Origin of the sequence: Bacillus sp. AY3-1, assembly GCF_008368785.1 — a bacterium.
GTDB classification, from domain to species: Bacteria; Bacillota; Bacilli; order Bacillales; family Bacillaceae_G; genus Bacillus_A; species Bacillus_A wiedmannii.
Genome location: NZ_QORZ01000009.1, coordinates 17,493 through 39,071 on the forward strand (window position 1 = coordinate 17,493; position 21,579 = coordinate 39,071).

Consider the following 21,579-nt stretch of genomic DNA (forward strand, 5'->3'; position numbering starts at 1 on the left):
TCTTTTTACTTTTCACGTTTTTCTTTAATTGCTACTGTACATCTTGATATACATAGTAAATCATCATTCTCATCAATAATACGTACATCCCAAACCATCGTTGAATGTCCTCTATGTATCGGTGTTCCGATCGCTGTTACAATTCCATCTTTCTTTGAGCGAATGTGATTTGCATTAATTTCTAGACCGAAACAAATACATTTCTCTTGATCAATTAAATTGTACGAACCGACACTTGCTACTGTTTCTGCTAATGCAAGAGATGCACCACCGTGTAAAAAACCAAATGGCTGATGCGTACGCTCATCAACAGGCATCGTAGCAACCACCTTATCTTCTGTCATCTCTAACAACTCAATTCCAAGTGAATCCATTAAAGTTTTTCCCATATCGTTTCCTCCTTCTCTTACTTTAATTGAATGTATAATTTTACCTATTTGTTTTCAAACTACTTATAACACTTATATAAGGAGGTTTCACCTAAATGAAACAGAAATTTTGTATATTACTGCTTATGTTCTCCTTGCTGACTATTGTACCAAATTGTGCACTAGCAGCCAAAGCATCCAACCTGACAATCGATGTTCAGACTGTAACACAAAAAGGTAAGAAACCTTATATAGAATATCAAATTAACAGACCTTATTTTCACAATTTTTCCGATTCTAAATTTCAAAATAAGCTCAATTTCTATTACAAAAAATCTACTGACAAATTTAAAACTAAATTAGAAAAAGACGCAAAAAAATATTATAAAGAAACGGAAGGATCTAGCACACCTTTTCATCCATACGTGGCGAATGTTGATTATAAAGTTTCCTTAAATAAACCACCCTTACTCAGCCTATATTTGAATTACTATCAATATACAGGCGGAGCACACGGTCTTTATACGTGGAAAGCAAACACATTTGATTTAAACGAAAAAAAGTTACTACGCTTAGATGATTTATTTCAAAAAGAAGATAAATATAAAGAAGTAATCCGCGCTGAGATCGTAAGACAAATTAAACAAAATGAAGGCATTTATTTTCCCGATGCAACTGAAAAGGTCATGAGCACGAAAAAGTTTCACTTCTTTTTAGAACCGGACAACCTCGTCATTTATTTCCCTTTATATGAGATTGCTCCTTATTCAAGCGGAATTCCTCAATTTCGTATTCCGTATACGTTGCTAAGAGATTATTTGAAGCCTTCTTATCAAAATATTTTGATTGACAACAAGTAAATATTTTCGCTACGATAATGTTAACCTAAAAACAACAGGAGGTTAACATTGTGAGAAGATTTCATGTTTTAGATTTAGCATTAGCTGCCATGTTCGTCGCTCTTATGGCCATTGGTGCAAATATTGTATCTTGGGCACCATTCCTGCAAGTGGCGGGCATCCCATTATCTATGCAACCATTTTTCGCAATTTTAGCAGGGCTTCTTCTTGGAAGTAGACTTGGCGCATTATCAATGACTGTGTATATGCTCGTTGGCTTAGCTGGTGCACCAATCTTCGCTAACTTCAAAGCTGGATTTGGAGCACTTTTAGATCCTACTGGTGGTTTTATTATTGCATTTATTATCGTTGCTTACGTATCCGGAAAACTAGTAGAACAAAAAGAACGACCAACATTCAGTACATTTGCAATTGCCTCTTTCACAGGAATCATTTTAACTTATATTATCGGTACTACTTATATGTACGGGGCAGTCAATTTCTTTATGGGTGGTAATATGAGTTATAAAGCTGCTTGGATGATTATGATGTGGTTCGCAGTAAAAGATATTGCATTTACAATTATCGGTGCTATTATCGCACCTCGCATATACTATGCTGTACGCCGTTCTGCTTATCGAAACAGTCACTTCGTTTCATAAGTTGTTTTTTGATATTTGCATGAGATACCGTTTCCCTTGATTATTATTCCCCTTCCCTAATCGGGTTTTTATTACGTACTAAAGAGGCTATCCTTCTATTGGAAGATAGCCTCTTTTTTCATATGGTTAGTACTTTCTATTCTTCATATATATTTGATTTTTAGATACAAATAAATTATGCTTGAAAAAGAATTAAACTAAAGTAAGGATTTGATTATAGATGGGGAGAGAATCCTCTCAAGAACATACAAAAAGATTTCTCATAGTAACACTATTTTTTACGCTTGGGACAGCTTTAGGAAAGCTACTTGGCTTTGCAAAAGAAATCACACTTGGAGCTTATTTCGGTACAAACCATGCCGTTGATGCATACGTTGTAGCTTTAAATATACCAACTATTGTTTTTACTGGTATCACAGGGGCCTTCGCCTTTTCTTTCATTCCTATCTTTATGGAGTTAAAGGGAAAAGATTCCCTTAAAGCATATCGATTTATGAATAACTTTTTAAACATTGTTCTACTTATTTTTTTCATTCCGCTTTTGCTCATTGAACTACAGCCGAACTTATTTATTTCAATATTTGCAAATGGGCTCCCAGAGCAAACAGCTTTATTATCAGCTTACCTATTACAAATCATTTTCCCAACTGTATTCTGTACATTCATGATTGATATTTTTAATGCTTATTTGAACAGTTTACATAAATTTCGCATTACAAGCATGCAATGGGTTGTATTAAATGGTATTACCCTTATTATATTTGTTTCCCTTGTTAATTGGATTGGAATTTACGCACTCGCATTAGGCGTTATTATCGGAAACATTGTACAAAATACACTTGTTTATTTTGCTTCTAAGCGCGAGGGGTATCGCTATCGATTTGTAATCGATTGGAAAGACCCTTCTTTAAAAACGATGATTAAGTTGAGTATTCCTGCTTTCATTACAAGTATATCTATTCAAATTAATCTACTTGTGGATCGTACACTAGTATCTGGATTAGAAGAAGGATCTATTGCAGCCCTTAATTATTCCCAAAAATTATACTTCATTCCTCTTGGATTAATCGCTGCTCCAGTCTTAACAGTTATGTATCCTAAATTTGTCGGTTATGTAACTGACTCAAAATGGAAAGATTTCGTAAATTTAATGGAAACGAATATAAAAGTATTATTATATTTATTTATTCCCGTTTTTATTTATTTTACCTTTTTTACAGAACAAATTGTCAAAGTTGTTTATAACTATGGTGAATTCGGGAAAGATTCTATTATGATGACAGCAACTGCATTGCAATTTTATGCGCTAGCCGCTCTCATGCAACCTTTAAAAGATTTACTTGATCGTTTACTATTTTCTTTAAAATTGAATCGATATATTATGTACGCATCAATTTTTTCCATGATTATAAATGTTATATTATGTATTATACTCGTTAACAAAATGGGCTTAGCTGGTGCAGCTCTATCTACGTCAATAGCATCGGCTAGTACAGTAATCATACTATTGTGGATGTTCCAAAAATTCATGAAAGAGAAAGAAGCAGTAAACTTGTACTACGGTGGCTTTTTATTCAAATGCATTGTGGCATCCTTTATCAGCTTGTTTACTTCCAAGCTGATGCTTCATTTTACACATGATACAAAGTTGCTTATTTTATTAGCAATAGCGATTGGCGCCATCGTTTACTTATTAGTCACTTACATGTTAAAGATTAAAGAACTACAACAATTGCTATCGCTATTTTTAGGTAAAAGGAATGATATAAATGAATAAAATTATGTACCTTTTGAATTATGTTGGGGATGGTGGATCAGAAAAATACGTCCTAGATTTAATTCAATCTATGGATCCAGAATGTTGTATTCTTGTATATTCTACTCCTGGTCCTTTCTTACATAAGTTTGAAGCATTAAATATACCCATATATCAAATAGAAATGAAACACCCTTTTGATATAAAAACTGCATGGAAACTAAAAGAAATAATTGCAAAAGAGCAAGTAGATATTGTTCACGCACAATTTTTACGTGAAAATTATATTGCAATTTTAGCAAAGTTATTAGGGGCATCCATCCGTGTCATTTGGACATACCATGTGGATGTCCCCATGTCACTTCCTTTAAAATGGTGCAATAATATATTCACTCGTTATAATGACACCATCATTTGTATTTCACAGTTTATGAAACAGCAACTCCTTCAAAAAGGAGTTCAGAAAGATAAATTAAAAATAATTTATAATGGCTTACAGGATCCTTATTTAAACAATTTACCATCTGTTCATAAACCGATGAAAATCGCTGTAATTGGGAGGTTAAGTGAAGAAAAAGGACAACCATTTTTAATACACGGCTTACAAAAACTAAAAACAAAATACCCTTCTTTACAATGGCACTGTAACATTATTGGAGATGGTCCATTAAAAAGTCAATTAGAAGACTTAGTGACTTCTTTACAATTAAATAATTCCGTTTCTTTATTAGGTTTTCGAGATGACATTATTAAAGAATATAGTGCACACGATATCATCGTAATTCCTTCTAAAAATGAGGGGCTATCCTATGTAGCAATTGAAGCGATTGCTATGAAAAAGCCTGTGATTGCGACAAATATTGGCGGATTACCAGAAGTTATTGTTCCAAATCAATCTGGTATTTCTATACCATATGGAGATGTCGAACAATTGGCAATTGCACTGGCAACATTATTACAAGATGACAAACTCTACTATTCTTTAGCAGAATGCGGACGCGAATATTATTTACAAAATTTCACCTTCTCTAAAATGATAGAAGAGGTGAAACATATTTACCGCATACCATCATCATGTTAAAGGAGCAACATATATTATGATACAACTAAATCGGTTTCAATATATAGTTTTAGGTATTTTCTTAGTTATATTAGGATTATTATTTTCAGCAACTTATACCGGGCTATTCATTTCGGCATTATTAGCAATAACTGCATTTCGAGATGAAAAGCTCGGTATTGCTTATTTACTATTATTTATTCCAATGCGCCCCTTTTTATCTGCTTACAATACAGGGTTTAAATTTATTGGGATTTTCATTATTCTCGCTCTATTATGCAAAATCATTTTTCAATATCGAAATACAGTTTCAAAACTTTTTACATTTCATTACTTTGAAATCGCATATTTCCTATTTTGCTTATTCGGAGCGATTGTAGGATTAATTAACAATGTATCTTTAGTAGCAATAATCATGCAGTTACATACCCTTTTACTATACTATTTTGTATTCTATATCGTCTCTCGATTGTCGTTCACCCGAGATGATTTCATATTGTTTGCAAAAGTAACTTTCGTGGCTGCAATTATCATTTCGATTCAAGGCTTAATTGAAAAAATTTCTCTTCGTAGTATGTTACTACCGGAGGTATGGAAAAATCTCGATCTAGCTCCTACTAATAAAATTCGTATATATGGTATGGCTGGTGGCCCAAATGAACTTGCACTTTATTTAATGATTGCATTTCTTATTTCTTTATATTTGTTAAAAGATGCTTCCATACGAATGAAGTACACACTCTATGTAGGATTAACAATTATCGCGACAACTTTATGGTTAACCTATTCACGCGGAGCATTTTTAACGTTAATAACTTTTGGAGTGCTTTATATCATTATCCATCGTAATATACCGTATTGGAAAGCATTAATCCCTATAATACTCATCTCATTTATGTGCACTACTGGAATCTCTCTCATGACAAACTATTTAGAAGGAGATTCTCTAGGTGCAAAACGCTTTTCAGAAGCACTCTCAGAGGACACATTAGAATTAAGTAAGCAAGATGGTCGAATATATTATGTACAGAAAGCATTAGAAATCTTCCGTGACAAACCAATTACCGGCTATGGTTTCGGTACATTTGGTGACGCAGCTACTCAAACATACTCGTCACCAATTTATAAATCGTACAATATTACATGGAATTTTTATTCTGACAACCAATACATCCAAATTCTAGCAGAAACAGGACTTATTGGAGTCATTTTATGTTCGATATTTGCATATGGAATTTTAAGTACTTTCTGGAAACTAAGAAGAAATTCAATATTTAGTCCCATTCTCTTATGTTTAGTTGCTGGTGCTATTGTAGGAAGTGCCTTTTATAACATATTAGAGAATGCCGTCTTCATGATGTATTTCTTCCTCATTACGGGATGTATATATAATAAAAAAGGACTACATCAGTAGTCCTTTTTTATTATATTTTTTTCTGTTTCCTTGACATATTAGAGAATGCCGTCTTCATGATGTATTTCTTCCTCATTACGGGATGTATATATAATAAAAAAGGACTACTGAAATAATCAGTAGTCCTTTTTTATTATATTTTTTTCTGTTTCCTTGATACAATAAAAGCGCCTAGTAATGTGATAACAAAAGTAATAAACGAAACAACTGCTCCCATTACAAATCCTGGGGAAGTATACTTTAATTCGATTGTATGCGTTCCTTTTTCTAAATCTAATCCAAGGAATGCATCATTTAATTTAAGTAACTTAGCTTCTTTACCATCAACTGTTGCCTTCCAGCCTTTATCATATGGAATAGATAGGAATAAATAGTTATCTTCCTTCACATCAATTTTTCCTGATACCGTGCGACTTGTGTAATTCTTTACATCAAATGACTGTTGTTTCAGTACATTTATTCGCTTATCAAATGCTTCTACATCAAGTCCATAAAATAGTTGTTGTTCAATCTCTATAGAATGACGATTTACCTGAACTTCAACTTCTACCTTTTCATTTTCAAAATAACCTAAATCTAGAATACCATTGTTCCAATAGTAACGAGGATATTCTGTGAATTTTTTACCAAGTGATTTTCCATTCACATATACTTTCGTAACATCCGTTGGTTCTACACGTAATTTTGTATATAATTGTTGCTTACCTTTTACGTCAAATGTATATTTAATGCTCGCCTTTTGCCCTTCTTGATTTTTTATCAATGTAATAGGCTTTTGCTTTGTCTGGGCAATTTTTTTCTTTTCAATAGCAATTTCTTCTTTTGTTTTTTCACTCTCTACAACTGATAAATTATTATATTCTACAGAAGACGGTTCCAACGATGCATAATAATTTGTTTGTTTCCCATTTAGAGTTCCGATAAATTCATTTTGCTTCTCAAAGGAATTTATATAGTTGATTCTTTGTACTTTCAACTTATCTTTTCCTTTAACATCAAATTCATCTTTATTTACCATGTATCCGAACGAAAGCGCATTTTTATTCTCATATACATAATTGCTTCCAACATGATCGATTTCAGACCAGCCGTATTTATTTAAAGGTTGATTAGAAACCATATATTTTACACCAAACAAAGCATCTGTCGAGAGAATCCCTTTACCATTTTGTAAAATTAATGCCTCTAGATACCCATAACCTAAATCTTGCATGTATAAATTCAAGTGACCATTTGCCACAGAATTAAAGTGTGTTAAGCCCTTATATCCAAAACGTAGCGCATCATTCCATGTAACACCTCTTGTCGTTTCCATGCGATAAAGCCCCTTGTCCTGTTCGGCTACTTTCTGAATGGTCTCTTCATATTTTGGATACGGCGAAGCATATTCTTGACGATTAATATATCCGTATTCATAACCCATTAACTTAACCATGTATACTGTATTAGCTGCTACATCTAGCCCCACTATAGCGAATAAAGCCAAAGAGATAATCGCTTTATTTTTTCGCAAGCGAACTTTTCCAAATAACAATAATGCATACATAATGATTAAAAAGGCATTAATTACAATCTTATTTGACTGCATATAACTTGGTGCAACTTTTCCTAATAATAGCAGCATAAATATATTAAACAATACAACCTTTTTTAAAGCTGGTATTAATTCTTCTTCGAATACCATAAACGTTCGAACTGCTACATAAATGAGTACAAAGGAGAATGTAAATGAATAACGATACGGGAAATTCGTTGGTGGCTCAAAACCATGCCAAGCGATATTTAAAAACGGAATTTCAAAAGAAAGGATTAGGAATAACAGTACGCTTCCATATACAATCTTTTCTTTCAATGAAATTCTTTTTGTAATAAAGAATAATGGAATGAGTAATACAGTTAAAACACCTGCATAAACGTTTGGCATTCCATTTACTGTCGTATCAATTACGCCATTAAAGAATCGTGCATAAAAATCAAACGGATCAAAATTAAATGCTGTAGAGAATGGAATCTTAGTACGTTCAACAAAGTTGCTCTTTAAATCCATGTATGTTGGTAGCGTAATAAATGCAGACATTCCACCTGCCAATCCTGTTCCAAGACAGAACCATACGAACCTTTGCATTAATAATTTTATATTTCGAATATCGTAAAGCACACAATAACGTGCTACAAAGTAGATAAATGTAAAAATCCCTACCATAAAGGAAATATAAAAATTCGTAATAAATGTAAGTGCTAAACTAAATGTGAATAACACCCATTTTTTTTCTGTAACTAGCTTTTCAATACCTAACATAATAAGGGGTAGTAAATAAATGGCATCTAACCACATTACACAGAAAGAATATACTGTTACAAATGACATTAAGGCATAAAAAGTTGAGAATAGCGTAATAGCAATTTCACGACGCTTCATCATATTGCTTAAATAATATGTCATTGTAAAACCAGCTAATCCTGTTTTTAATAAAGTCATTAACATAATCGCTTCTGGAATATGCGAACGATCAAACAGGAGAATGAGTAGTGAAAAAGGGCTAGCTAAATAATAAGCAAATACTCCAATGAAGTTTAATCCCATTCCACCTTCCCAGCTATAAAATATACTTTTCCCATTTTTAAACACATCATATAAATACGTGTAAAACTGCACATATTGTGTGTGTAAGTCAGTTACAAGGATTGATTTTGCTCCAAACGGTGCAACACCCAGTAAAATAAAAACTACACCATAAATAGAAAAAGGAAGTAAAAAAGCAAAAGTATATAAAAACTTCTTTTTCTTAAATAAATCTAACAGAGCTTGCATTATACTCCTCCATATCATTCTTCATTAATCATTTATTACCAAATTCTATGTATAAAAAACAATAGCCGGCATATAGCCAAGCCATTGTTTTTATGCGTTTTGACCGTTTTCTATATCGGTCTTCTTTTTAAAAATAATATATTTACTCGCAAAATAATTTACGACCACAACAATAACGTTTGCAATAATTTTTGCTACTAAATCATTCATACCTAGCCATTCAATTAAAACAATCATAGATGCGATATCAATGAAATAAGATACAATACGGAATCCCATAAAGTAGACAAACTCTTTTACTACGTGAGCAAAACTTGTTTGTTGACTGTTAAATACATACTTCTTATTTGTAATATACGCAAACAGTACCGATACAATCCAAGCAATTGTTGTTGCTATTTTGTAATCCATTCCAACTAACGTTGCACAAATAAAATACGTCACAATGTTGATTAACGTCGTTAAACCACCGAAAAGTAAATAGTTAAAGAATTCTTTCGCTTTATTATTCACGCTTCTAATCCCCTAGTGATTTGATTTTACTTTACGATCTTCTACGCTGTATAATTTCGCCATTTTTTGATCGCCATCGATATTCATTACTTTATCATCATTATATTCATCTACAAAATATAGCGGACGTTGTTTTGTTTCATTGAAGATACGTCCTAAATATTCCCCAATAATACCGATAGAAATTAACTGTACACCACCGATGAATAGAATAGCTGTCATCATGGATGGATATCCATTTACTGACTCACCATACATTAGCGTCTTAATAATAATCCAAATCATATAGATAAAAGCTAAGAATGAAACAGTAAATCCCATGAAAGATGCAAGGCGCAATGGCGCTGTTGTAAAGGATGTAATTCCTTCAATAGCAAGATCCATTAGTTTGAAATAGTTCCACTTTGTTTCACCTGCAGCACGAGGATCACGATCGAATAAAATTTCTTTCTTATTATAACCAATCCAGCTAAACATCCCTTTTGTATAACGCTGCGTTTCACGAATTTTCTTTAATGCCTCAACACAACGACGGTCTAGTAAACGAAAATCACCTGTATTTTCTTGGATCGGAATTCTTGTTGTTTTCTTTAGCAAGCTGTAAAATTTACCAGCCGTCCATTTCTTCGCCCATGATTCACCAGAACGAGAGCGTCGTTTTGCATAAATATCATCATACCCTTGTTCCCAGTACTTAATCATTTCAGGGATTAATTCTGGTGGATCTTGTAAATCGGCATCAATAATAATTACTGCATCTCCAATTGCATGATCAAGACCCGCAATCATTGCTGTTTCTTTCCCAAAATTCCGTGATAAGTCTACATACGAAATACGCTTATCATTCACTCTAAATTCCTTAATAATATCTAACGTTCGATCTTTACTTCCGTCGTTAACAAACAAAATTTCAAAGTTATAATTTGGAATGCCTTGAAATACCCCCGTTAAACGACTATATAATTGATCTAATACCTCTTCTTCATTATACGCCGGTACCAATATAGTAATAGTCTTCAAAAAAGGCGCTCCTTTCTTTTTCAAGCCTGCTCATAAAGAACATCTTATAAGCACAGATTAGACATAGTAAACTGGATGTTTATCTTAGAATACCTCTTTCTCCAATTCACTATGTCTAACCTCACATATTTATAAATAAGTTAATTTTTCACAGTATTTTTTTGTTCATTTACAATTTCTTCCATGATTGCTAATAAATCATCTTTTAACTCTTCATGTTGTAAAGCCATTTCGATTGTTGTTTGAATAAAGCCTAGCTTCTCTCCAACATCATAACGCTTTCCTTCAAAATCGTATGCAAACACACGCTGAATTTCGTTTAGCTTTTGGATTGCATCTGTTAATTGAATTTCGCCGCCAGCACCAATATGCTGTTCTTCTAAGAAGCGGAATATTTCTGGTGTTAACACATAGCGTCCCATAATTGCTAAGTTTGAAGGTGCTTCACCTGGAGCTGGTTTTTCAACAAATTGCTTCACTTGATAACGGCGTCCCTCTTTTTCTAATGGGTCAATAATACCATAGCGATGCGTTTCATTTTCTTGAACAGTTTGCACACCAATTACAGATGAAAGTGTATGCTCATACTCATCGATAAGCTGTTTTAAACAAGGTTTTTCAGCTTGTACAATATCATCACCAAGAAGAACAGCAAATGGCTCATCGCCAATGAACTTACGAGCACACCATACTGCATGTCCTAAACCTTGTGGTTCTTTTTGACGAATATAGTGAATATCTACCATTTTCGAAGATGCTTGTACTTTTTCAAGTAACTCATATTTTTTCTTCTCTAGTAAGTTTTGCTCTAATTCAAATGCATTATCGAAATGATCTTCAATCGCACGTTTTCCTTTTCCTGTAACGATAATGATATCTTCAATACCAGCCGCTACAGCTTCTTCAACGATATATTGGATTGTTGGTTTATCAACAATTGGTAACATTTCTTTAGGCTGTGCCTTTGTAGCTGGTAAAAAACGTGTTCCAAGACCAGCTGCTGGAATAATAGCTTTTCTTACTTTTTTCATGCTTATAACCTCTTTCTTGGTTTATATTTGCATTCATTTAAACAGGACTTATTTTGTTATTTTTCCCTGCTAAACCATATTTATTGGCTACATTTATTTTACCCTTATCTTATATATAAAGTTTTCCACAATATATATGTCTATTAATCTCTTTTTTACACTAAGACTTTTACATGTTAATTTCCCCTTAGTTGTAAAAAACGCTCCGTACAAATTCTACATGATTGTCTCTTTATTCGTCAAGGTTACTTCATAACATCTATTTTACATTTGATACTTTATACCTGTTATTATTAGTCACCATTTGACAAACAATTATAAAACTAACTTCCACTATTAATAAAAAAAGCCATTGATATTTATCATACTAACGGCTTTTTTCATTTATTTATTATTCAATAGTTACTTTTTGTTTTTTATAGTTCATTGTTTCAAGCTTTTTTTTCATATTTTCATTTTCATGCTGGTAAATTGCAACAATTTGTGTCAATTCTTTAATCCGAATAGAAGACCTTGATACAACTACAGTCAAAAAGAATAATACACATGTAACAAATATAAATCCTACGAAGAACAATGCGTTAATTGGTGTAGCAACACCTAAAGCACTTGAAATACCATCAATGGCCTTAGGGAAAATACCGATAATCAAAATACCAATCAATACGCCATACCATGTTAACACATATTTCAACTCTAGTTTTTCTTTACGAACCAAGTTCGTAAAAATAACCAACCCCACTATCACACCTAATATAATTAATATTTGAAGGCGAATTGTCACGAAACATTCTCCTTTCTTTTAGGTTTCAATCGATCAATCGAAATCGCAAGTGTTACCTTAATCATGTAATAAATTGCTTTATAATTTACAATAGATGATGTGCCACCAATTCTTTCTCGCATAAGCACAGGAACTTCTTTTACTTGATAATTATTTCTGAGTACAGCCACAATACTTTCAGGTTCTGGATAATCTTTCGGGTAGTACTCACAAAACTCATTAATAATTTTGTTATTTACCATCCTAAATCCAGAAGTTGCATCAGTAATTCTTTTTCCCGATACAATTCTTATTAATTTTTCAAAGAAACGAATTCCAAGTCTTCTTGTAAATGAAGATTGGAATCCTTCTTTGTTAATGAAACGTGAACCAATAACCATATCCGCTCCTGTCTCCTCCATTTCCTGAAGAAGAGCACCTAAGTATGCCGCGTCATGTTGTCCATCACCATCAAATTGCACCGCAACATCATATCCCTGACGCTGAGCATATTTATAACCAGTTTGCATTCCTCCGCCAATTCCTAAGTTGATTGGTAAGCTTACATAATTAAAATTATTATCTTTACATATTTGCTCTGTATCATCTTTTGAACAGTCATTAATGATAACATAGTCAAAATCCGGAGCATTTTTTTCTATATCCTCTACAACATGTATTAAATTTGTTGATTCATTGTAAGCAGGAATAATGATGAGCTTTTTTTTAGACAAATGAAATTCCTCTCCTTGTGTTTTGAATTAAAATATCTTCACAAACCAAAATACAAACGCATATGTCAAAAATAAGGTTGCCGCCTTACTTGCAAATATATCTATATTTGGTTTCTCAACCTTAATTTTAAAATGCTGCTGAATTAATAATAATATAAGTGGAATAATCGGAATAAAGTATCGCCCTTGAATTCCAACAACATATGGGAAACCTACTGTTGTCCACGTCATATATATACTTAACATAACAAGTAGAATTACACTAATACTACAAAATCTTAATCCCCATTTCTTCATCCAATCTAACTTAGGGATTCCTTCTTTTTGATCCATTATTGCAATTAGAACAAATACAATCGGATATAAATATAGAATACCTTTTAGTGGTGTAGATAAGAAACCAAAAGTATTATACATCTCAAACCACTCATCTAATCCATGATCAAAAGAACGAATAAATACTTTAAGTGCTTCAAGGGGATGATTCAACATATAAGAAATTTGACCTGTCGCCGATACATTTCCACTGTTTAAACCATCGCCTACATATTTCATCACAAATATGTTCCAGCCCGCAACAAGTAATCCTGCGGCCCCTGTTATACCAATATTAAATAACCAATAGTTCTTCTTCATTCCGTATTTTGATACCCTTGTACACAACATTAGTAATAAAAGTGGCCAATACGTAAATTTACAAAGCGTCATTACAATCCCCGATACTGCCATTGCAACAAACTCTGACTTTTTAAAATCTTCATTGAACCACAAACGCATTACCAATGCAATGAATATAAAGCTAGAACCCATTAATACTGCATCAGCAGATAAACTTGCTGCATGGAACATAATAATTGGTGCTAACATAAAGAACATAAATGTCCGTCTCATTATAGGCATTTTATAAAGCGCATATGCAGACATCATAACAAATGCTAATAGATTTACTAAACGTCCCAATATATTTGCCGTCCAAATATTTGTATCAGCTATCATGGCAAGTTTAATTCCTATCGCTTGTGGTATGTACGGAATGACTGTATATACCGCGGTCGTAGCTTGGGGTTCAAATAATTGTTGATTTTTCATGTCAGGTCGAATACTAAATTGTTTTACATAATCAACTACATCCGGATTTATTTTTTCATTTCTTGGCACAGGATGTAAATAAGTATCTAAGATTTTTTGTGAAACAAAATATCCTACATTTCCCTCATGCTTTGGTGTAATAAAGTTCCCTTGGGCAACATCTTGGCTTTTTAAGAAGTGAACCCACTCATCCGAAGTTTGATGAATAGGTGTATAGACAGCAAAAAAGCTTCCAAAAATCGTTGCAATTAAAACATACTCAACAACAATTTTTTTCCCTGCCCAAACTAATAATAGTGCCACTAGTCCTGATAATACTAAGAGCACTCCCAACTTCCAATAAGGTAAAGATGATAAATGATAATCAACAGCAACTACTTTGTTTTCTTTCATCTCACCATTGACATCTATCATTTTATCTTCTATAGGAAAAGCTGTAGTAATATAAATCCCTTTATTTTCATCAAATTTAATGTTTTCTATTACTATTTTTAAATCTGTTGATTTTTTTTGAATTTTTTTCGAAAGCGGTATATATAGTTCCCCATCTTCTTTAAACATATCTGAAGTAAGATTAATGTTCTCAGTTTCACCTTTAGTAATTAACTTCAATTCTCCAGAGAAATGAGCTTGTTTTACTTCAGAATTAAAATGTAACGATATAGCTGCTATATTTTTATGACTATTAGATAACTGTTGTGTAATCTTATCTTGTTGCTTTAGCTGGAATCCTTCTTTAGTATTTTTGAAATTGCCACCTTCAGATTTCAAGAGGCTAGATTTAGAACTAGCATACAATAACAATACTGCAAATATGATTAAAAAGCTAATTAACCATTTTGTTCCTTTTTTCATGGACATCTTTAAAACTCCCTATATTTATTGAATGCAAAAAATTGTAATCCCTACAATAATTATAGCATTCCCTATTACTTTTCTTTTGGTAATTTTCTCTCCAAGGAAATACCAACTGAATATTAAAATAAAAATATAACTAAGTGATTCAATAACAGGCGCTTGTTTTAATGGAACACCTTTCAAGGCAATTACGTTTAATCCAGCGTTAATTACAAATAAAGAATATCCTACAATTACGTAGCGATTTACATATTCTTTCCACTTTGTATCATAATTCGATAATGTTGCCTTCTTTAATAAAATTTGCGAATAGTTTGCTAAAACAACTCCAAAAATGTAAAGTAACACAAATTTATTCATCTTTTACCACCACGACAATCCCTATAATAATAATGACTGCACCTACTAAGTTATTCCATTTTATTGTGTCACCGAAGAAAACAACTGACCATAATAGTCCCCATAAAATAATGACTCCCCGATGCGAGTACGCTTTAGATATTTCAAATGGTTTAATAACTTGCTGCCAAATTATTGCGTATCCAAATAAAAGAATTACAAGAATCATGTAGGCAATAAAAAAAGAAATTGATCCAACTGAAAAGTTTGCCGCCCATTTCATATACACCATTATGATAGAGTATAAAAAAAAGGCAACATGTAAAAATATATAATGCTTCATTGTTGCTTTCATACACTCAACTCTCTTTTTTTTAAATTAATAGTTATATCATCACTTTTTCACAAATTGCCATTTTAAATTTATATACACACGAAACAAATTTTAACATAATTGATCCAAAATTTCATTCTGAACTTAATTAAATGCATTTACCGTTTGTGTCCAATTTGTGACAACAAAAAAACAAATTTTGATAAAAATTCGATCAAGAAACATTTATTCCAAGTTTCCCCAAAAAAAGCATGAGCACCTAATGCTCATGCTTTTTATATATTATTGAACTCGATTCATAATATCATTCTTTATACTTTCAAGCTTTTCTTCACTATGTTGTAGTGTACTTCCCTGCACCCCAAAATAAAATTTAATTTTAGGTTCTGTCCCAGACGGACGTAAGCAGAACCAAGAACCATCCTCAAGGTAATACTTTAACACATTTGATTGTGGCAAATGTATTTCCTCTGTTCCATCCCCTATAATTTTTGTTCTCAAGCTTGCTTTATAATCTTCAGCAATTGTAACTTTTAAACCAGCTACTTCTACAGGACAATTTTCACGGAATGTTGTCATCAAGTTTTGAATTTGTTCTGCGCCATCTTTTCCTTTTAAGGTCAATGACACAAGCCCCTCACGGAAATAACCATGTTTTTCAAACACTTCAAGCAATCCATCATACAATGTCTTTCCTTGCGCCTTATAATATGCAGCAACCTCACATGCGAATAAAACAGATTGAACAGCATCTTTATCACGACAGAATGGCTTAATTAAATAACCATAACTTTCCTCATAACCAAATTGGAAATTATACTGTCCACTTTCTTCATATTGCTTAATTTTTTCTCCAATAAATTTAAATCCAGTTAATGTATCAATCGTATCAAGTCCATAAGAATTTGCCACCGTACGTCCTAATTCTGAGGTAACGATAGTCTTTAAGACAACTCCATTCTCTGGCAAGATTCCTTTTTCTTTCTTTTGAGATAACATGTAATCTAACATTAAAGCACCTGTTTGATTTCCTGTTAACACTTGATATTCTCCATCATGATTACGAACAGCCACACCAAGACGATCAGCGTCTGGATCTGTTGCAATTAGAACATCTGCTTTAATCTCTGTACCATAACGAATTGCTAACTCAAAAGCTGCATGTTCTTCTGGGTTTGGTGATTTTACTGTAGAAAAATTAGGATCTGGTTGTTCTTGTTCTTTTACAATCGTTACATTTTTAAAACCTACTGCTTCTAATCCACGACGAACAGGGAGATTTGCAGTACCATGAAGTGGTGTGAAAACAATCTTTAATTCTTCCCCTTGGCTTTCTACCAAGCCTTTATTAATAATAATTGTTTTTAATTGTTCCAAGTATGCATCATCTACATCTTGTCCAATAATTTGTAACAAACCATTTTGCTTCAGCTGTTCAACATTAGCAACTTCTACTAATAATTCATCACTTACACCATCCACATAAGAAATTAATTCATCTGCTTCTTTTGGCGGTAATTGACCTCCATCTTCTCCATATACTTTATATCCATTATATTCTGGCGGGTTATGACTCGCAGTAAGAACGATTCCACTATATGTATGTAAATAACGCACTGCAAATGAAAGCTCCGGTGTTGGGCGTAAGCTTTCAAACACGTATGTTTTAATACCATGTGCACCAAGTGTTGCAGCTACTTCCATTGCAAACTCTGGAGATTTATGACGAGAATCATACGCAACAACAACACCACGTGCTTTTGCTTCCTCTCCTTGTTTCTCAATAAATTGAGCTAAACCTTCTGTCGCCTTACGTACTGTATATACGTTCAAACGGTTTGTTCCAGCACCAAGTTCACCACGCATACCGCCTGTACCAAATTCTAAATTTTTGTAGAAACTGTCTTCAATTTTCTTTACATCTTGTTTCATTTCCTCTAACTCTTGTTTTAACTCTATATCCAAACTAGCAAATGTATTCCAGCGTTCATATTCTTTTTTCCATTCCATTTTAAATTCTCTCCTCTCAATCAAACACAATTTAATTATATGGTGAAAATGATATTTTCCTCAATACTATATTTAATACTCACAAAAACTTTTACATTAAATGTATAAAACAGCACCCCTTATGAATACTTTTTGTATAAATTGAAAAGCTATACATAAATATATTCTCGAATAAGGTGAGGTACAATGCAAGAATGGGCGCTTAAACCAGAAATACAACAACATATCCAAGAGATTATCAAAGATATTTCCCTTGCACTTCAAGATATGCAAAACACATTAGAGAACAATGATAAATGCCTTTTATGTAAAGTCGAAGATATACATAAATTACTATTACAAATTCAATCAACAACCGCTTCTTACTATCTCAAAACATATTTATCACCATATACAGATTGCTATATCCAACTATTAACTGCAATCAGGCAATTATCTCAAAAACGCCATGGAGCTCTTATTATTATAGAAAGAGAAAAATCATTAGAAGCATATATCCAATCTGGTATAGAAATTCAGGCTCATTTAACAGTTCCGTTACTAGAATCTATTTTTTACCCTGGAAACTCACTTCATGACGGTGCTGTTCTTGTAAAAAATAACCATATTATATCAGCAGCAAATATACTACCCTTATCGCAACAAGCTTTGACATCCAATCGAAAGTTAGGAACACGTCACCGCGCAGCAATTGGACTCTCTGAAGTCAGTGATGCACTTATTTTTGTTGTATCTGAGGAAACTGGTATAACGTCATTTGCCTTAGATGGAACCTTATATACATTTTCATTATGAAACATATAATACACTTATATTTCCTCGCATAGCAGGAATTTTCTTTCTGCTAATTGAAGTGTATGGGAACAGGGAGGCGATATGCTAGCCATGAAGAACATATTACAGCAATTTATTACAATACTCTTCGTATGCTTCACTTTTACAGGTTGCATCGATACGAATAATTCGAAAGACATTTCCTATCAAAATCAAGAAACAGAAAAAGGCATAAAAAAGGCAGTTTGGAATCAACTATCCAATCAAGAAAAGCAATATATTATCGGTGATTGGGAAAATGCAACAATGATCAAAACAATATTGCATAAACATAATAGCCGTCAATTTAATGAAGAATATGAAGGGAGAAGTGTCTACCTCGTGCATTTCCCATCTGATACGTCCTATCCCAAAAACGTTGAAGTGTACGTCGATATCGATACAAATAAAATTGTCGGATATAATCAATAAACTATTAAAAAATGACCTTCGAACGAATCTACGATTCATTTGGAGGTCATTTTCTTTGGATCAAACTACAGGATAAATGTTTAAAACAAAATAATAATTTATATGGAAAATCTTCATAAAAATATTCAGTTATCAAAAACTTACTTCTCATAGTAATAACAATGCAATTATCTTCTTTGCTATTATTTCATTTATGATTGCTTATAAATTGTAACAACCATTCACCTTTATCTTTTTGCTTATTCTCCATCACTAAACCTTTCAACAAACGTTGCAAGTGTACGTACCATTGCACCTGTTGCCCCGGCCGGCCCTAAATCATGCGCTCCTGACGTTTCAGATGTTCCAGCGATATCTAAGTGTACCCACGGTGTATCTTCAGCAAATTCACCTAGGAATGTACCTGCCATAACCGCATGTCCTTCACGGCCTGGTGAGTTATTTAAATCAGCAAACTTACTGTTTCGAACGCGTTCTTTATCACGATCAAAAATCGGTAATTGCCAAATTGATTCATCCGTTTCCATAGAAGCTTCTAGCACTTGCTCAAACAACTCTTCATTGTTTGTCATTGCGCCTGTCGTATGATTTCCAAGTGCAACAATTACACCGCCTGTTAATGTCGCAACATCAATAAGGTAGTTTGCACCTAGTTTTTTCGCATACGTAATACCGTCCGCTAACGCAAGGCGACCTTCTGCATCTGTATTTAATACTTCAATTGTTTTTCCGCTCATAGATGTAATTACATCGTCTGGCTTAAATGCTGTACCACTTACAACGTTATCAGTTGATGGAATAACAGCGATCACATTTTGCTCTGGGCGAAGTTCACCGATAATTTCCATCGCACCTAATACAGCAGCAGCACCGCCCATATCACCTTTCATACCGACCATGCCTTCACGTGGTTTTAAAGAATAACCACCTGTATCGTATGTGATTCCTTTTCCAACAAATCCAATGACATCTGTCCACTCTTCTTTTCCTTTATAAATAAGAGCAATCATTTTTGGCGGCTCTGTACTACCTTGGTTTACTGCAAGTAACGCACCCATACCAAGATCTTCCATCTCTTCTTTCTCAAGAACTTTATAATCCATATCATACTTTTCCGCTAACTCAACAGCATACTCAGCAAGCTTCGTCGCTGTTAATACGTTTGGTGGCATATTTACAAGTGTACGAGCCGAATTTGTTGCGCGTCCATGCACGTAGCCAACTGTTAATGCAGCTTCAATTTCCTGTGCATCTTCCGCTGTAATAGCCGTGAACTTCTCTAACTCTACACGATCCTTTTTATCTGATTTATACGTTTGTAATTCATATGTACCAAGACCTTGTACTTCTGCCGCTATATGAGCTACATCAATCACATCTAATTTCTCTGTTACGAAAGAATCAAGTAAGATTGCTGCATCTTGTACTTTTGCTGCCTGTAACGTTTTAAACGCCTTACCAAGAGCCGCACGTAACGTTTCTGTCGTATAAGATTCTTTCTTTCCTAAACCGACGAAATAATAGCGTTTTACATTTGTTTTTCCTAAACTATGTACTTTTGAAATAGCTTTCTTCTTAGTAGAAAGTTCTTTCTCTTCTAATAAAACTTGTAATTGCCCTTCAAACGCTTTGTCCAGTTCTTGTACAAAACTACTCGTTTTCTCTTCTTCAAATAAGGCAACAATTACCGCTTCATGACCTGCTAATTCTTTTTGTACTTGAAACATGTTCAGACCCCCTAAATTTCTCTATTCTGCCTTTATTATAACTTTATTTTCGATAAAATGCGACAATTCTAACTTCTGTTACATCCTATATAAAGTGAACCTTTAATCAGTGGTGTTTTTCTTCATCCCCCACTGATTATTAGCCTTCACCAACCGGACTTTTACGGGTAGCCCGCCCCCCGCCTAATTTCTTTGCTTTCGCTGAATTTTGAGGTGGGGTTTTACTGCCCACAAATAGCGGGGTAATCCATCTTTCTTCCATTTCTTCTATTATCAAATAAAAAAGTCTAGCGTAATTACCACTAGACTATCTTTGTTTTAAATATTGACCACGAAACACTTGCATCGTTTCGTCTTGATTTAACATCGTTAACTCTTCTTCTGAAAACTTACCATTTCCAACTTTCACTACATACACATTCACTTTTTTCTTACCCCATTGGCTATAAACATCTTTCACCGTATCATAATACAGATCAAGACGGTTTCCTTTTATTGCACCGCCCTTATCAGCTACTACACCGTACCCATAACCTGGTACGAATAGAATCGTTCCAATTGGGAATACGCGTAAGTCCGCAGCGATTGTGGAATATAAATCCCTTTTCACCTTAACTCCTGAATATGTAATACCATACTCCGGATGTCCCGGTCTCTTACCAGTTGACTCAATTCCCGACGTATAACCTGTTGCAGTCATTTCAATTGAACGATATTTAGACCAGTCGTTTGCCTGCTCTAAAGCATTTATCACTTCTTTACTCGGAGCAACATTTCTCTTAACTTCTGCTGCATGTACTTCTTTTGCACTCGTTCCCTCATATTTCTTTACAATCTCTAATAAAGAAACTCCTGTGAAAGCATTCCATGTTACGCATAATGAGGATACAAGTAAACAAGTCATCATAATGCGAATACAATATCGTTTTAACATTTTTATATTCCACACTCCTTCATCGTTAATCATTCCCTATACGATGAAGGAATATGCAAAAAAATAATCCC

General features: G+C 33.5%; 20 protein-coding genes. 7 read left to right on the plus strand and 13 right to left on the minus strand.

What is annotated here, in order from left to right; translation table 11 throughout:
* Window positions 1–5 precede the first annotated feature (5 nt).
* Complete coding sequence (locus DN389_RS05335; RefSeq protein WP_000520763.1) at window positions 6–389, minus strand: hotdog fold thioesterase; 384 nt, start codon at window positions 387–389, stop codon at window positions 6–8.
* A 95-nt stretch (window positions 390–484) separates the two neighbouring features.
* Between DN389_RS05335 and DN389_RS05340 the strand changes: the two genes are divergently transcribed.
* From DN389_RS05340 to DN389_RS05360, 5 genes are all read left to right on the plus strand, one after another.
* Window positions 485–1,228, plus strand: a complete 744-nt coding sequence (locus tag DN389_RS05340) for a DUF3298 and DUF4163 domain-containing protein (RefSeq protein ID WP_098189431.1) — start codon at window positions 485–487, stop codon at window positions 1,226–1,228.
* A gap of 50 nt (window positions 1,229–1,278) precedes the next feature.
* Entirely contained in the window at window positions 1,279–1,869 is a 591-nt protein-coding gene (locus DN389_RS05345; protein WP_001252152.1) for a biotin transporter BioY, read from the plus strand.
* Window positions 1,870–2,089: 220 nt separating this feature from the next.
* On the plus strand, window positions 2,090–3,646 hold the full coding sequence (gene murJ, locus DN389_RS05350) for a murein biosynthesis integral membrane protein MurJ (protein ID WP_098189430.1): 1,557 nt from the start codon (window positions 2,090–2,092) through the stop codon (window positions 3,644–3,646).
* A complete protein-coding gene (locus DN389_RS05355; RefSeq protein ID WP_088123641.1) occupies window positions 3,639–4,706 on the plus strand; it encodes a glycosyltransferase in 1,068 nt (355 codons plus the stop codon). Before murJ ends, DN389_RS05355 begins: the two co-directional genes overlap by 8 nt.
* Before the next feature lie 16 nt (window positions 4,707–4,722).
* On the plus strand, window positions 4,723–6,099 hold the full coding sequence (locus DN389_RS05360) for an O-antigen ligase family protein (RefSeq protein WP_149236883.1): 1,377 nt from the start codon (window positions 4,723–4,725) through the stop codon (window positions 6,097–6,099).
* A 133-nt stretch (window positions 6,100–6,232) separates the two neighbouring features.
* On the opposite strand, the gene DN389_RS05365 is transcribed toward DN389_RS05360, so the two are convergent.
* The 10 genes from DN389_RS05365 to DN389_RS05410 all read right to left on the minus strand — a co-directional run bounded on the left by DN389_RS05365 (window position 6,233) and on the right by DN389_RS05410 (window position 17,602).
* Window positions 6,233–8,911, minus strand: coding sequence for a YfhO family protein (locus DN389_RS05365; protein WP_088123643.1), 2,679 nt, complete (start codon window positions 8,909–8,911; stop codon window positions 6,233–6,235).
* A gap of 90 nt (window positions 8,912–9,001) precedes the next feature.
* A complete protein-coding gene (locus DN389_RS05370) occupies window positions 9,002–9,424 on the minus strand; it encodes a GtrA family protein (protein ID WP_001060120.1) in 423 nt (140 codons plus the stop codon).
* 12 nt (window positions 9,425–9,436) lie between these two features.
* Entirely contained in the window at window positions 9,437–10,444 is a 1,008-nt protein-coding gene (locus DN389_RS05375) for a glycosyltransferase family 2 protein (RefSeq protein WP_088123644.1), read from the minus strand.
* A gap of 140 nt (window positions 10,445–10,584) precedes the next feature.
* Window positions 10,585–11,475 carry a UTP--glucose-1-phosphate uridylyltransferase GalU gene (gene galU / locus DN389_RS05380; protein ID WP_088123645.1) on the minus strand — a complete coding sequence of 297 codons (891 nt, stop codon included), beginning with the start codon at window positions 11,473–11,475 and terminating at the stop codon, window positions 10,585–10,587.
* Between the two features lie 391 nt (window positions 11,476–11,866).
* Complete coding sequence (locus tag DN389_RS05385; RefSeq protein WP_000155508.1) at window positions 11,867–12,259, minus strand: DUF2304 domain-containing protein; 393 nt, start codon at window positions 12,257–12,259, stop codon at window positions 11,867–11,869.
* Window positions 12,256–12,972: a glycosyltransferase family 2 protein gene (locus DN389_RS05390; protein WP_149236884.1), complete on the minus strand. Its 717-nt coding sequence runs from the start codon at window positions 12,970–12,972 to the stop codon at window positions 12,256–12,258. The genes DN389_RS05385 and DN389_RS05390 overlap by 4 nt, the downstream gene beginning before the upstream one ends.
* A gap of 27 nt (window positions 12,973–12,999) precedes the next feature.
* On the minus strand, window positions 13,000–14,922 hold the full coding sequence (locus DN389_RS05395) for a DUF2142 domain-containing protein (RefSeq protein WP_088123646.1): 1,923 nt from the start codon (window positions 14,920–14,922) through the stop codon (window positions 13,000–13,002).
* Between the two features lie 18 nt (window positions 14,923–14,940).
* On the minus strand, window positions 14,941–15,279 hold the full coding sequence (locus DN389_RS05400) for an EamA family transporter (RefSeq protein WP_001032266.1): 339 nt from the start codon (window positions 15,277–15,279) through the stop codon (window positions 14,941–14,943).
* Window positions 15,272–15,613 carry a hypothetical protein gene (locus DN389_RS05405; protein WP_000648431.1) on the minus strand — a complete coding sequence of 114 codons (342 nt, stop codon included), beginning with the start codon at window positions 15,611–15,613 and terminating at the stop codon, window positions 15,272–15,274. Before DN389_RS05405 ends, DN389_RS05400 begins: the two co-directional genes overlap by 8 nt.
* 261 nt (window positions 15,614–15,874) lie before the next feature.
* Entirely contained in the window at window positions 15,875–17,602 is a 1,728-nt protein-coding gene (locus DN389_RS05410; protein ID WP_075312419.1) for a phospho-sugar mutase, read from the minus strand.
* A 186-nt stretch (window positions 17,603–17,788) separates the two neighbouring features.
* On the opposite strand from DN389_RS05410, the gene cdaS reads away from it, so the two are divergent.
* Window positions 17,789–18,397, plus strand: a complete 609-nt coding sequence (gene cdaS, locus DN389_RS05415) for a sporulation-specific diadenylate cyclase CdaS (RefSeq protein WP_001158729.1) — start codon at window positions 17,789–17,791, stop codon at window positions 18,395–18,397.
* Between the two features lie 90 nt (window positions 18,398–18,487).
* On the plus strand, window positions 18,488–18,847 hold the full coding sequence (locus DN389_RS05420) for a hypothetical protein (RefSeq protein ID WP_003295594.1): 360 nt from the start codon (window positions 18,488–18,490) through the stop codon (window positions 18,845–18,847).
* Between the two features lie 239 nt (window positions 18,848–19,086).
* Here DN389_RS05420 and pepA read toward each other — a convergent pair whose 3' ends face one another.
* Window positions 19,087–20,574 carry a cytosol aminopeptidase gene (gene pepA, locus DN389_RS05425; protein ID WP_088080743.1) on the minus strand — a complete coding sequence of 496 codons (1,488 nt, stop codon included), beginning with the start codon at window positions 20,572–20,574 and terminating at the stop codon, window positions 19,087–19,089.
* 307 nt (window positions 20,575–20,881) lie between these two features.
* Window positions 20,882–21,508, minus strand: coding sequence for a 3D domain-containing protein (locus DN389_RS05430; RefSeq protein ID WP_149236885.1), 627 nt, complete (start codon window positions 21,506–21,508; stop codon window positions 20,882–20,884).
* Between the last annotated feature and the right edge of the window lie 71 nt (window positions 21,509–21,579).